The following is a 13,607-nucleotide window of genomic DNA, read 5'->3' as shown; positions in this document are numbered from 1 at the left end:
ATAAACAAAAAACGGCAGGCACTATATTAGTGACCTGCCGTTTTTTATGGGCGCTTCATACCGACTTATTGGTCTTTAATGAGGTGCTCAAGCAATTGTTTTTTACCGTTCGGGTCCTTCACGGTGATCAATTCACCGTCCTTAGGGAATAGCTTATCGCGCAAACGGGACAACCAAAAACGCAACGCAGCGACTCTCTGCATCGCTTTCAGCCATTGCTGCTCTTCGTCGTCCAGCACTCGCACTGCGTTGTAGCTATTGAGCAGCGTCGATGCTTTGTCCGTATCGTAATGCTGCTGTTGTTCGTCATAACACCAGGCGTTGAGGGTGACTGCCAGATCATAGAGGTAGGGGGCTGAGCAGGCATGGTAGAAGTCAATCAGTCCCGCCAGTGAATCACCGTCAAAGAGGGCATTGTCTGGAAACAGGTCTGCATGGATAGGACCTTGTGGCAGATGTGCCCACGGGATCATTCCGGCCGCGAGGACTGATTCTTGCAGCAGATGTTTGTCTGCATCGTTCAGTTCAGGTAATACGCGTGCGCTGACTTCGCTGCACCACTGATAGATGTGCTGAAATTCATCGTGTGCCAGCTCAGCAGATGCCTGATGGCTGGCCGCAAGAGTGTGACCAATCACGCTGCACTGTACTTGATTGGGGATGTCGAGTGGCGCGCCTTTCAAACGTCGCATGAACACGGCGGGGCGTTCGTTAAGGCTGCCAAACAATTCACCCTGACGGTTCAGAATGGGCTGTGCTACCGCAATGTTTCGTTCTGAGAGGTGAGCGACATAACCCAGAATAAACGGCAGCTTTTCCGCTGTTACCGACTCAACCAGCGTGAGTACATACTCGCCGCTGGTTGTCGTGACAAAATAGTTGGTGTTTTCGACACCGGCTTCGATCCCCTGAAAGCTGATCAGCGAACCAATCGAGTATTGTTCCAGATACGCTTCAAGTTGAGGATGTTCAACAACCGTATAGATCGACATAGTTTTCCTTAGCTCTGATTCGCAGTCCGTTTTAGCCGTTGGCCGCCAGATTATGAGGCGTCTGCTCCGGGTGATGCTGGCTCAGCCACTGCCATAAACGTTCGGCACAGTGGTCGCGGACCAGAATGTCATATTCACGCTGATCGCACGGCGACATGATCGTGACACCTTCCTGCTGCAAACGGTTCTGACTGTCTTCGCGACGGCGATCTGCCTGTACGTGAACTTCGCGTGTGTTATCGCTTTCCAGCAGGTAGCGCACAGCGGCTTCGGTTAATTCCGCATGCATCAGCTCACCTTCAGTATGAAACTGAATATCTTGCCCGAAGGTATCCTGCAGCGCGTGTTTTACCGACATGTGGCTGCCAGGCGGCGGCAGTACCAACCAGCGATTCAGGTCCAGCCAGAGGATCGCAAGCTTGCCTATGCACGAAATACGGCTCACGGTCAGAGGCTGAGATACGCCCATGACCTCTCCGACCGCGATCAGTAGGGAGAGATTATCAGGGTCGATATCCAGATTCAGTTCACCGATGAAAGGACGTTCGCGCATCATGATAGAGCTGACTTCTTCCTTTTCATCGACCTGAATCGCCAGGTTGATGTGGACCAATCGATTGTTGATCGTTTCTACCGTTGCCATATTACTTCCCTCCGGCAAAGCCAACGGACTCGCCGCTTGCCTGCATATCAGCATGATACGATGAGCGCACCATCGGACCGCTTGCAACGTTGGTGAAGCCCAGCTCATTACCGATGGTTTCGTACTCTTTAAACTCTTCTGGTGTTACGTAGCGCTCTACGGCCAGATGATGTTTAGTCGGTTGCAGGTACTGGCCGATGGTTAGCATATCCACTCCATTGGCGCGCAAGTCCTTCATCACCTCGATGAGTTCGTCTTTTGTCTCGCCCAGACCAACCATCAGACCAGATTTGGTGATCACCTCAGGGTTGAGGCGTTTGTATTGGTACAACAAGCTCAGAGACCAGTGATAGTCAGCGCCCGGTCGTACAGAGGCGTACAGACTCGGAACGGTCTCCATGTTGTGGTTCAGTACGTCAGGCACATGGACCGACAGCGCTTCCAGAGCAGCATCCATTTTGCCCCGGAAGTCCGGTACCAGGATCTCAACTGTCAGATCGGTATTCAGGGCGCGCGCTTCACGCACGACCTCTGCAAAGTGGCTGGCGCCGCCGTCACGCAGGTCATCGCGGTCAACAGATGTAATGACGGCATAACGCAGCTTCAGTGACTGGATAGATTCCGCTACATGGCGGGGTTCATCTGGGTCCAGTCCCATGGGACGACCGTGGGCAACATCGCAGAAAGGACAGCGACGGGTACAGATAGCGCCCATGATCATAAAAGTCGCGGTGCGTTTGCTGAAGCACTCGGCCAGATTAGGGCAGGAGGCTTCTTCGCACACAGTGTGCAGCTTCAGCTCGCGCAGTTCTTTCTTTACTTTCTGCACGTTGCTATTGCTGCGGGGATCAATACGAATCCACTCAGGTTTGCGCAGTCGTTTCCGGTTTGGGTCCGGTTTGTGGCGCAATTTGGCCATTTTCGACTCGCCTTTAAGCTCGGTTAAAGGAATCATTTCCATTACGTCACCTCCTGGGTGGATTCTTATTTTTATGATGAAGGGGCCAATTGAATGCCCCTTCTATCTATAGCGCTTGAACTTAATGATGGCGGATAAGCGTTACTGCAGAGTTTTATACAGGGTCAGGCATTGATGAACATGCTCATTTGCGACCCTCAGTGGTGCGTTTCCGCACCGCCTTTGATTAGCTCTGTCAGCCGATGCTCATCCGGCCTGGTCGCGGGATTAACCGCGGTAGTAACGCTGCTCGATGAATGGCATGCGGGAAACGGTCATTGGCAGCTTTTTGCCACGGACTTCAGCGAATACCACGGTGTCCAGTGGGCTGAATGCTGTTTCTACATACGCCATTGCAACAGGCTTTTCGATGGTTGGTCCGTACGTACCGCTCGTTACAACACCGATCTTATTACCATCGGCATCAAACAGTTCGGTGCCTTCACGTACTGGCGCACGACCTTCACCCAGCAGACCTACACGCTTACGCGTCCAGTTTTTGTTGGTGATCTGATCCAGTACTTTGTCAGCACCCGGGAAACCACCTGCGCGTTCACCATCAGCACGACGGCATTTGGAGATCGCCCAGATCAGGCTGCCTTCCAGAGGGGTTGTGCTTTGATCCAGATCGTTTCCGTACAGGCACAGACCGGATTCCAGACGCAGTGAGTCACGCGCACCCAAGCCAATGCCTTCGATTTCTGGCTGTTCCAGGAACAAGCGGCACAGACGGTCAGCGTCAGCGGATGGGATAGAAATTTCGTAGCCATCTTCACCGGTGTAACCGGAGCGGGATACGAAGCAATCAACGCCATCGATCTGCATCTGGCGGGAATCCATGAACACCATTTCGCCGGCTTCAGGTGCAAGACGGGAAATCGCTTGCGCAGCAGTAGGACCCTGAACAGCGACCAGTGCGCGATCATCCAGCAACTCCAGCTCTACGCCTTCGCCCAGATTCGCCTGCATGTGAGCGATGTCCTGCTCTTTACATGCAGCGTTAACAACAACGTAGATCCAGTCGCCGTAGTTGGTCACCATCAGGTCATCCATGATGCCGCCGTCTTCGTTGGTGAACAGCGCATAACGCTGCTTACCCGCAGGCAGATCAATGATGTCGACCGGTACCAGTTTTTCCAGAGCCGCGGCAGCGTTTGCGCCGCTCAGCTTAACCTGACCCATATGGGAAACATCAAACAGGCCCGCCTGATTACGGGTGTGCAAGTGTTCCTTTTTTACGCCCAGAGGGTACTGAACAGGCATCTCGTACCCAGCGAAAGGAACCATTTTTGCGCCCAGCTCTACGTGAAGATCAAACAGGGGAGTTTTCTTCAGAGCACCTTGTGTTTCAGCCATATCGAACCTCGTCGTTTTTTATTGGTGGGGAGAAGGTGTCCCCCGGTGGCCATTAGGCCACCGGTTGGTTGGAGCAAAAGGCCGATTGTGCGCCAACCAGAGACACAAAACTGCTACCCGTTTGTTTCTATATATAGGTAGATACGATCAAAATAGATCATAAGTTTCCAATAGGAAACAACTTAGACCAACAGGAAACTCCATGCAAGTGATTTTTTTCTAATCAATTCGGCTAACGGATGCAGAAAAAGCGATCAAGCGGGTAAAAGATTGCGCTGAGAGGGCAAAAAGGGGATGAAATTGCTGCGGGTAGGCTGCAGACAAAAAAAATGCCGTCGCAGGAAAAACCTACGATGGCACTTCAGGAAGAATCATCAGAGTATAAGTCAGTTCGTCCCTAAGGGGAACAGACCACCCTCTGTCTTAGATAAACCTTTAGGCGGTGACCCAAATGACCTCGGCATCAGCCTCGCTGGTGGATACCAGTGAGTGGCCCATTTCACAGTCATAATATGCAGAGTCACCCTCGAATAGTTCGATCGGTTCATAGAATTCAGTATAGAAGAGCAAAGAGCCTTTAAGTACATATAAGAACTCTTCACCGTCATGGCGCACCCACTCTGGGTATTCTTCGAACGAACGCGCGCGTACCGTCGTGCGGTATGGAATCATTTTCTTGCTGGTCAGCTGAGTTGCCAGCATTTCGTGCTCATACGTCGGTGTTGGATGCGGAGTACCAGTACCGGTACGCGTAATATCGCGACGACCACCGGCAGCTGCACTACGCTTTGGCTGGCTGAATAGCTGCGGAATATCTATCCCTAGCCCCTTCACCAGCTTGTTCACTGCAGAGAATGTAGGTGAAATCTGTTCGTTCTCTATTTTGGATAATGTAGAGCGCGCCAGGCCGGTACGTTTGCTGGCTTCTTCCAGTGTCAGGTTTTGGCTCAGGCGAATTTCACGGACGCGTTTGCCCAACTGTAGTGGTTCTACTGCTGCTTCACTGTTAGCGTCTGCACGTGAGATTTCTACACGTTCTTCTCTCAGGAAATGTGGTTCGTCAGACATCTTTCGTTCACTCCTTAGCTCCTGACTCACTCCTTCAGGGAGCTGTTTCCAAAAATGGTACACAAGCGCAGGACTCTTTTAAAGGAAACATAAGTCCGTTTTATTTACGCTATCGATACAAAAGTTTCCAATAGGAAATTTTTGTTGCCAATTATGAAATCTGTTGCTAGTCTGAACAACATACGCGGTTGAGGCTACTTTTTAGCCAATACGTTATTCCGATTTGCTTAGCTTTGTTCAAGTGCGAAGCTTGGGATGTCTCCTAATAAAGCAGTAAATAAAAATAAAGTTGGAGGCTTGAGTCATGCTACTCAGCATCTTTGATCTTTTTAAAGTGGGTATCGGTCCTTCCAGTTCACACACTGTAGGGCCAATGGTTGCAGCAAACCGTTTTCTGGATGAGTTGCGCGACAAAAACCTTTTAGACGGCGTAAGCCGTGTGAAGGTAGATCTGTATGGCTCACTGGCCATGACTGGAGCAGGCCACGCAACGGATGTGGCAGTATTGCTGGGTCTGATGGGCGAGCAGCCTGATCTGGTTAATCCCGATAAAGTGCCTGAGTACATCCAGCAGATTGATGATAGCGGTGAGCTGAACCTCGCCGGCAAGCGCATGATTCCTTTTAAGCGCGACACTGATCTTCCTTTCAATTTTGGTGAATCCCTGCCTAAGCACCCTAATGGTATGCGTTTCTGCGCATTTGATGCGGCGGGCATTATTACTCTCGATAGCATTTATTACTCTGTTGGCGGCGGTTTCGTTCTGAGCGACGCGGAAGCGGGCGAGAATGGCGAAAAGGCCGCGGTAGAGCACAGCATCCCTTATTGGTTCAACAACGGTGTAGAGCTTCTCGAGATCTGTAAGAAAGAGAACATCTCTATCGCTGATGTTGTGCTGACCAACGAACGCTCCCGCATGGGCACCGATGAAAAGGTGAATGCGGCAGTGATGAATATCTGGCATGTGATGGATAACTGTATCCGTCGCGGTTGCCAACAGACCGGTATCCTGCCGGGTGGCCTGAAAGTTAAACGTCGTGCAAATGAACTCTATCGCGAGCTGGTCGATAAACCGGAAAACGCGCTGAAAGATCAGTTGACGGTGATGGATTGGGTCAACCTGTATGCGATCGCAGTGAATGAAGAGAACGCGGCCGGTGGCCGTGTTGTGACCGCCCCGACGAACGGTGCGGCTGGCGTTATTCCTGCTGTATTGGCGTATTACGATCGCTTTATCCCGAATGCCAATGAAGAGGGTGTTATACGCTTTTTGGCAACGGCGGCAGCCATCGGCATGTTGTACAAAACAAATGCATCTATCTCCGCTGCGGAAGTGGGTTGTCAGGGTGAAATCGGTGTGGCCTGTTCAATGGCGGCCGGTGCACTGTGCGCGGTGATGGGTGGTACCAATGAGCAGATCGAAAATGCTGCCGAAATTGGTATGGAACACAACTTGGGACTGACCTGTGACCCTATCGGTGGTCTGGTTCAGGTGCCATGTATTGAACGCAATACCATGGGCGCAGTGAAAGCGATCAATGCTGCCCGTTTGGCATTGCGGGGCGATGGTGAACACCACGTCTCTTTGGATTCTGTAATCGAAACTATGCGTCAGACCGGCGTCGATATGCAGGACAAATATAAAGAAACCTCAACAGGTGGCCTGGCGGTTAACGCCGTGGCTTGCTGATGTAACCCAGAGAAGGCCGCTGTGGGTGTCCTGTCTGGCACTGCAGCACTCTTTGAAAATAACAAACAGAGATCAAAACCATGAGCATGAGCGATCTGTATAGAAACGACGCTGCGAGCGAAAAGTTCTTTACCTGTGACTTGGCAGAAGCTGATTCAGCAATCAAAGCTGCCGTTGAGCGTGAATTTCACCGACAGGAAGACGGCATTGAGCTGATTGCCTCTGAAAACATCGTATCCAAAGCGGTGATGCAGGCACAGGGCACTGAGCTGACTAACAAATACGCTGAAGGTTATGTTGGCCGTCGTTACTACGGTGGTTGTGAATATGTTGATGAAGTTGAAGCACTGGCAGTGGACCGTGCTAAGCAGCTGTTCAACTGCGAGTACGTAAACGTACAGCCTCACTCCGGTGCTCAGGCTAACGGTGCGGTATTTATGGCGCTGTTGCAGCCAGGCGACACTATCCTGGGTATGTCTCTGGATGCAGGTGGTCACCTGACTCACGGTGCACGTCCTGCACAGTCTGGTAAATGGTTCAACGCTGAACAGTACGGCGTAGATAAAGACACTCAGCGTATCGATTACGATGCTGTTGAAGCTCAGGCCGTTGAATGCCAGCCAAAACTGATCATCGCAGGCGGTTCTGCAATTCCTCGTGAAATCGACTTCGCTCGTTTCCGCGAGATCGCTGACAAAGTGGGCGCATACCTGATGGTCGATATGGCGCACATCGCTGGTCTGATCGCGACAGGTCAGCACCCAAGCCCGCTGCCACACGCTCACATCGTGACAACTACGACTCACAAAACATTGCGTGGTCCTCGTGGCGGTATGGTTTTGTCTAACGATCTGGATCTGGGCAAGAAGATCAACTCTGCCGTATTCCCAGGTTTGCAGGGTGGTCCATTGATGCACGTGATCGCGTCTAAAGCGGTTGCTTTTGGTGAAGCTCTGCAGCCGCAGTTCACTGATTACATCAAGCAGGTTGTTAAAAACGCATCTGTTCTGGCTGAAACGCTGGTTGAGCGTGGCTGTGACATCGTAACCGGTGGTACTGATACGCACCTGATGCTGGTTGACCTGCGTCCGAAAGGTCTGAAAGGCAACGCAACTGAAGAGTCTCTGGAACGTGCAGGCATTACCTGCAACAAGAACGGTATCCCGTTCGATCCTGAGAAGCCAATGGTGACCTCCGGTGTACGTCTGGGTACACCTGCAGGTACAAGCCGTGGTTTCGGTGAAGAAGAGTTCCGCCTGATTGGTAACCTGATCGGTGATGTTCTGGACGGCCTGGCTGCTAATCCTGAAGACAACAGCGCTGCGGAAGCTAAGGTTCACGAACAGGTTAAAGCCCTGTGTGCACGTTTCCCGTTGTACCGTTAATACAGCAGCGTTAATACAAGATTTAATCCATAGATAATCGTTAGCAGACAGCGGCGTTCCCGAATTTAAACGCGCTGTCTGTTCACTAGATGTGACAAGTTTGAGGACAAGAATATGAGCAATGTACCAGCTAATCTGAAATTCGCACCATCTCACGAGTGGGTTCTGGACAACGGTGACGGCACTGTAACCGTGGGTATCTCTGATCACGCACAGGAACTTCTGGGTGATGTGGTATTTGTTGAGCTGCCAGAAGTTGGCCGTGAAGTAGAGCAGGGCGAAGAGTTCTCTCTGGTTGAGTCTGTAAAAGCAGCGTCCGACATCTACTCCCCAGTATCTGGTGAGATCGTAGAAGTAAACGAAACTCTGGAAGATGCACCAGAAACTGTAAACGACGAAGCGTTTACAGGCGGTTGGATTGCAAAAATTAAGTTGGCCGAAGGCGCTGACTTGAGCCACCTGCTGGATGCTGCTGGCTACGAAGCCAAGGTTGCCGAAGAGAGTTGATCGCTCTGGCCGGGTGGGTCCGGTTTAGATAGTCCCCCGATCAACTCTTTAAGCAAACGCGGGGTGGTTGTGCAGGACCACCCCGCACCCCCCATTTACTGAAGCACGATGCCGCTTCAGACGGGTTGTTAAGATAAACAACGGCTGGCTGCTTTGGCAGCGGGCCGGATAAGAACAGGTTGATAAAGATGGCAGTTGAAAAGCGCACACTGAGCGAACTGGAACAGCGTAACGAATTTACACGTCGTCACGTAGGTCCGGATGCAGCAGAGCAGCAGGCCATGCTGGAAACACTGGGTGTCAGCACCTTGCAGGAACTGATTGAACAGACCGTGCCGGATTCCATCCGTTTGGATGATGCGCTGGACATGGATCTGGGTATCAGTGAAGTAGAAGCTCTGGCTGAACTGAAAGCTCTGGCTAACCAGAATAAGGTAAACAAGTCCTACATCGGTATGGGTTACCACAACACCCACGTACCGAATGTAATCCTGCGTAACGTGCTGGAAAATCCAGGCTGGTACACTGCTTATACTCCTTATCAGCCTGAAATCGCACAGGGCCGTCTGGAAGCATTGCTGAACTATCAGCAGATGGTGATGGACCTGACCGGCATGGAACTGGCAAATGCCTCCCTGCTGGACGAAGCGACTGCCGCGGCAGAAGCGATGACTCTGTGTAAACGTTCCAACCGTAAGAAGTGCAACACCTTCTTCGTTGCGGACGATGTACACCCACAGACAATCGACGTTGTAAAAACCCGTGCGGAATACTTCGGCTACGACATTGTTGTTGATGCTGCAGAGAAGCTGGGTGAGTACGACGCATTTGGTGTCCTGCTGCAGTACCCAGGTACTTACGGCAACATCACAGACGTTGCGTCTCTGGTTGCCAAAGCGAAAGAACAGAAAGCGATGGTTGCTGTTGCCGCAGACATCCTGTCTCTGGTTCTGCTGAAATCTCCTGGTGAGCTGGGTGCCGATATTGTACTGGGCTCTTCCCAGCGCTTTGGTGTCCCAATGGGCTTTGGTGGTCCACACGCTGCATTCTTCGCTGCGTCTGAGAAACTGAAACGCTCCGTCCCAGGTCGTATCATCGGTGTTTCTATCGATGTAAACGGCAACCAGGCATTGCGTATGGCGATGCAGACCCGTGAACAGCACATCCGTCGTGAGAAAGCGACTTCCAACATCTGTACTGCACAGGCACTGCTGGCCAACATGGCAAGCTTCTACACTGTTTATCACGGTGCAGAAGGTCTGAAACGCATTGCAGAGCGCGTACACCGCCTGACCGCTATTCTGGCGTCTGGCCTGAAAGAGAAAGGCGTTGAAACCAACGATACTTACTTCGATACGCTGACCTTTGCTGCTGATGCTTCTGTATACCAGCGTGCACTGGATGCCGGCTGCAACTTCCGTCAGGTTGACGGTGGCAAGCTGGGAGTAAGCTTCGATGAAACTACCACTGCTGCTGATGTTGCTGAGTTGTTCACTGTCATTCTGGGTGATGATCACGGTCTGGACGTTTCTGTAATTGATGCGCGTATCACTGCGGGTGAAGCGACTGGCATCAGCGCAGACCAGCGTCGTGAAGATGCAATCCTGACGCACCCAACCTTCAACAGCTACCAGTCTGAGACTGAAATGCTGCGTTACATGAAGGCACTGGAAAACAAAGATTACTCTCTGGTGCATGGCATGATCCCACTGGGTTCTTGCACCATGAAGTTGAACGCAACCGCGCAGATGATTCCTGTGACCTGGCCTGAATTCGCAAACATCCACCCGTTTGCACCAGCCGATCAGGTAACGGGTTACCACGCGATGCTGAATCAGCTGGAAGATCAGCTGGTTGAGATCACCGGTTACGACAATATCTCCCTGCAGCCTAACTCCGGTGCATCCGGTGAATACGCAGGTCTGCTGGCGATCCGTAAGTATCAGGAGTCCATCGGTGAAGGTCACCGTAACGTCTGCCTGATCCCATCTTCTGCACACGGTACCAACCCGGCATCCGCTGCAATGATGGATATGAAGATCGTCGTTACTGCCTGTGACGAAAACGGTAACGTTGACGTTGCTGATCTGGCTGCGAAAGCGGAAGAGCACGCAGAGAACCTGTCTGCGTTGATGATCACTTACCCATCCACTCACGGTGTGTACGAAGAAGACATCGTTGAGATCTGCCAGATCATCCACAAGTTCGGTGGTCAGGTTTACATGGATGGCGCGAACATGAACGCGCAGGTCGGTATCTCTAAGCCAGGCGTGATCGGTTCCGACGTATCTCACCTGAACCTGCACAAGACATTCGCGATCCCACACGGTGGCGGTGGTCCGGGCATGGGCCCTATCGGCGTGAAGAGCCATCTGGCTCCGTTCCTGCCAAGCCACAAGGTCAGCCCGGTTGAAGGTCTGGATGCGAACAACGGTGCGGTTGCAGCTGCACAGTACGGTTCTGCAGCTATTCTGCCGATCACCTGGATGTACAACCGTATGTTGGGTAAAGACGGCCTGAAGCGTTCAACGGAAGTGGCCATTCTGAATGCCAACTACCTGACCGAGCAGCTGTCTGAACACTTCCCGATTCTGTACCGTGGCCGCAACAACAAAGTGGCACACGAATGTATCGTCGACATCCGTCCGATCAAAGAAGAATCCGGTGTGACCGAGGAAGATATTGCTAAGCGTCTGATGGACTACGGTTTCCACGCGCCAACCATGTCTTTCCCTGTTGCGGGCACTCTGATGATTGAGCCAACTGAATCCGAAGCGAAAGCTGAGTTGGACCGCTTCATCGAAGCCATGGTGAAAATCAAAGCGGAGATCAGCCGTGTTCAGAGCGGTGAGTGGACAGTAGAGAATAACCCTCTTCACCACGCACCACACACACAGGCTGATTTGATTGGCGAGAGCTGGGATCGTGCGTATTCCCGTGAGGAAGCAGTATTCCCAACAGCACATACACGTGCGAACAAGTTCTGGCCTACGGCAAACCGTATCGACAACGTATACGGCGACCGTAACTTTATCTGTTCCTGCCCGGGTATCGAAGCGTACCAGGAAGACTGATCAGATATAGCGCATCAAGCAACGTCTGGAACGGGTTCCCTATAGGCTCTTAAGGGAATCCGGCTCTCAGGTCCTTTTGCCCCGTTTTCGGGGCCTTTTTTCTGGGGGAAGGGTTGCGCACAAGGATCGAATCATTGGTCCGACTTCCCCTGTTTCTTCGTTTTCTCTGTCCGCGGTGTGATCCGTAGGGGAGAGCAGAAACACCCGTATAGCAATTGACCTTTCGGCGGTGCTTTTCAGTACCGCCATTTTTTTGTGTTTTTTCTGCTGTCCTCTTTTTATGAGGACTTGTACTCCAATTATCTGCTGTAAGTTGAACAACCCATCTATAGGTGTGACTCAGTCAGCAGGAATTTTCCGTGAACGAAATTAAGCATACCGGCCCACATCAGATACAGCTTCAGCAGTGGATTAGCGAAGCACCGTTCGAGCGCTTGTTGAACATGAAAATCGAACGGGTCAGCGAAGGCGAAGCTGTACTGACGATGCCGTTTTTTGAGGAATATGCTCAGGGTGCGGGTTTGATGCACGGTGGCGCACTCACTGCGTTGGCTGATACGGCTGTCGCGATGGCGATAAAGAGTGTGTTACCGGAAGGGACACACTTCGGTACGATCGCACTGGAGAGCCGGTTCCTCAGCGCGGTGCGTCAGGGATGGGTAACGGCTCAGGCGAATGTTATTTCGAGGGAAGGACGTGATCTTGTGGGCCATGCCACGGTCTTTGACGATCAGCAGCAACCCGTGATTGAATTTGAATCCCGCTTTCGCGTTGCGCGTCGTCAAAACCATCAGTCTGTCTGAGCCAAACGTTCTACTTCCTGTTTCATGATCAGATAGCGTTCTACGGTCGTGGGGTGTGAAGCTTGCTGGCCGTGGCGTATAGAAGAGGGGTGTACCGTTGCCATGCGCCTCCAGAACTCCGGTAGCGGCTGCAGAGGGTATTCGAGTTGGTGCATCAGCCTGATGGCCAGTTTATCCGCTTCGACTTCGTACGATTGGCTCAGCAGGTTTGCACCCAGTGCTACACCGATAGCCGGGCTGACAATGCCGCCGCCTGAAGAGATCGCCAGATCAAATAACCCGCCAATCAAACCTCCCTTGATTTTCTCCATACCGTGATCAGCCACATTGTGTGCCAGCTCATGAGCGATGATGAGCGACAGCTCCGAATCCTCCTTGGCAAATCGCATCAGACCGGCATTGATGATGATCGAGCTACCGTCTGCAAACGCGTTGATAGCATCTTGTTGGCTGAGTTGCACTGGATAGTTACAAACCTCCATTGCGGTTAGCGATATTGAGTGAAGCTGGTTGTTGCGCTCAATTGTCAATTCCAGTGATGGGTCTTTTGCCAATTGCTGCTTCAGGCGGCGAATTGTATTCACCGTCGAATCCGGCACTTTCTTTCCATTAATCTGGACGATTTTGTCGCCGTTTAAGAGGTGCTCTCTGGCGCTGCTTCCCTTGGCGCTGTGTTTTACACGGATGCCATCCAGTTTATCAAATACCTCCCGTGCCGCTTCCCGTTGATTCTCCGGGTAGTCTTCTGCTGTATGTAGTTGGACACCCAGTTTATATGTGGTGCGGTTTGCGCATTGATCAGTGGCTACTGCAAGCAGAGGAAATGATAGATCTTGCAAACGACTGTTCAGCCTATGTGCTTCACGCAGCGCCAGGCCGTCCTGGTATCGCTGTTCTGTCTTAATCTGCGCATCACTCAGAAGGCGCTGGTCAGTTGATGAGCAGGCTGACAATAGAGCGCAGAGCATGAATGGAATTATGCTGAACCGATATTTTGGGCAGGGCGGAGTATAGGGCTTCATATTGAGCAGTATATGCTCAATGACTGGGTACGTCAGTACGTATGAATTCGAGTAAACAGGTTAGCCACACTCAGAAAATAGTATGAATTTTTCAGAAAAGATGTAGTAA

General features: G+C 51.7%; 11 protein-coding genes. 5 read left to right on the top strand and 6 right to left on the bottom strand.

The window, feature by feature from the left end:
• Window positions 1-65: 65 nt before the first annotated feature.
• From IOQ59_RS11935 to IOQ59_RS11915, 5 genes are all read right to left on the bottom strand, one after another.
• On the bottom strand, window positions 66-992 hold the full coding sequence (locus tag IOQ59_RS11935; protein WP_193953572.1) for a homoserine kinase: 927 nt from the start codon (window positions 990-992) through the stop codon (window positions 66-68).
• A gap of 31 nt (window positions 993-1,023) precedes the next feature.
• Window positions 1,024-1,635 (bottom strand): sarcosine oxidase subunit gamma family protein, encoded by a 612-nt coding sequence (locus IOQ59_RS11930; protein ID WP_193953570.1) that lies wholly within the window; start codon window positions 1,633-1,635, stop codon window positions 1,024-1,026.
• A 1-nt stretch (window position 1,636) separates the two neighbouring features.
• Window positions 1,637-2,596 (bottom strand): lipoyl synthase, encoded by a 960-nt coding sequence (gene lipA / locus IOQ59_RS11925; RefSeq protein ID WP_193953568.1) that lies wholly within the window; start codon window positions 2,594-2,596, stop codon window positions 1,637-1,639.
• 225 nt (window positions 2,597-2,821) lie between these two features.
• Window positions 2,822-3,949 (bottom strand): glycine cleavage system aminomethyltransferase GcvT, encoded by a 1,128-nt coding sequence (gcvT, locus tag IOQ59_RS11920; protein ID WP_193953566.1) that lies wholly within the window; start codon window positions 3,947-3,949, stop codon window positions 2,822-2,824.
• A 435-nt stretch (window positions 3,950-4,384) separates the two neighbouring features.
• Window positions 4,385-5,017: a helix-turn-helix domain-containing protein gene (locus tag IOQ59_RS11915; protein WP_193953565.1), complete on the bottom strand. Its 633-nt coding sequence runs from the start codon at window positions 5,015-5,017 to the stop codon at window positions 4,385-4,387.
• A gap of 304 nt (window positions 5,018-5,321) precedes the next feature.
• On the opposite strand from IOQ59_RS11915, the gene IOQ59_RS11910 reads away from it, so the two are divergent.
• From IOQ59_RS11910 to IOQ59_RS11890, 5 genes are all read left to right on the top strand, one after another.
• Window positions 5,322-6,707, top strand: coding sequence for an L-serine ammonia-lyase (locus tag IOQ59_RS11910; protein ID WP_193953563.1), 1,386 nt, complete (start codon window positions 5,322-5,324; stop codon window positions 6,705-6,707).
• Window positions 6,708-6,787: 80 nt separating this feature from the next.
• The gene (gene glyA, locus IOQ59_RS11905; protein WP_193953561.1) at window positions 6,788-8,092 is read left to right on the top strand and encodes a serine hydroxymethyltransferase; all 1,305 of its coding nucleotides are present in this window, start codon (window positions 6,788-6,790) and stop codon (window positions 8,090-8,092) included.
• 114 nt (window positions 8,093-8,206) lie between these two features.
• Window positions 8,207-8,599 (top strand): glycine cleavage system protein GcvH, encoded by a 393-nt coding sequence (gene gcvH, locus IOQ59_RS11900; RefSeq protein ID WP_193953560.1) that lies wholly within the window; start codon window positions 8,207-8,209, stop codon window positions 8,597-8,599.
• Between the two features lie 188 nt (window positions 8,600-8,787).
• Window positions 8,788-11,673, top strand: a complete 2,886-nt coding sequence (gcvP, locus tag IOQ59_RS11895) for an aminomethyl-transferring glycine dehydrogenase (RefSeq protein WP_193953558.1) — start codon at window positions 8,788-8,790, stop codon at window positions 11,671-11,673.
• Window positions 11,674-12,032: 359 nt separating this feature from the next.
• Entirely contained in the window at window positions 12,033-12,476 is a 444-nt protein-coding gene (locus tag IOQ59_RS11890; protein ID WP_371871862.1) for a PaaI family thioesterase, read from the top strand.
• Here the strand turns inward: IOQ59_RS11890 and IOQ59_RS11885 are convergent.
• A complete protein-coding gene (locus IOQ59_RS11885) occupies window positions 12,464-13,444 on the bottom strand; it encodes a M48 family metallopeptidase (protein ID WP_193953556.1) in 981 nt (326 codons plus the stop codon). The genes IOQ59_RS11890 and IOQ59_RS11885 overlap by 13 nt on opposite strands.
• Window positions 13,445-13,607 lie beyond the last annotated feature (163 nt).

The organism is Pontibacterium sinense, assembly GCF_015209595.1.
Taxonomy (GTDB): Bacteria; Pseudomonadota; Gammaproteobacteria; order Pseudomonadales; family Balneatricaceae; genus Pontibacterium; species Pontibacterium sinense.
Note: the sequence above shows the minus strand (reverse complement) of the source record. Positions and strands in the feature narration are given on the sequence as shown.

Coding starts and splice junctions, on each gene's coding strand:
- IOQ59_RS11935 (WP_193953572.1), bottom strand. CDS start 992: ATGTCGATCTATACGGTTGTTGAACATCCTCAACTTGAAGCGTATCTG.
- IOQ59_RS11930 (WP_193953570.1), bottom strand. CDS start 1,635: ATGGCAACGGTAGAAACGATCAACAATCGATTGGTCCACATCAACCTG.
- lipA (WP_193953568.1), bottom strand. CDS start 2,596: ATGGAAATGATTCCTTTAACCGAGCTTAAAGGCGAGTCGAAAATGGCC.
- gcvT (WP_193953566.1), bottom strand. CDS start 3,949: ATGGCTGAAACACAAGGTGCTCTGAAGAAAACTCCCCTGTTTGATCTT.
- IOQ59_RS11915 (WP_193953565.1), bottom strand. CDS start 5,017: ATGTCTGACGAACCACATTTCCTGAGAGAAGAACGTGTAGAAATCTCA.
- IOQ59_RS11910 (WP_193953563.1), top strand. CDS start 5,322: ATGCTACTCAGCATCTTTGATCTTTTTAAAGTGGGTATCGGTCCTTCC.
- glyA (WP_193953561.1), top strand. CDS start 6,788: ATGAGCATGAGCGATCTGTATAGAAACGACGCTGCGAGCGAAAAGTTC.
- gcvH (WP_193953560.1), top strand. CDS start 8,207: ATGAGCAATGTACCAGCTAATCTGAAATTCGCACCATCTCACGAGTGG.
- gcvP (WP_193953558.1), top strand. CDS start 8,788: ATGGCAGTTGAAAAGCGCACACTGAGCGAACTGGAACAGCGTAACGAA.
- IOQ59_RS11885 (WP_193953556.1), bottom strand. CDS start 13,444: ATGCTCTGCGCTCTATTGTCAGCCTGCTCATCAACTGACCAGCGCCTT.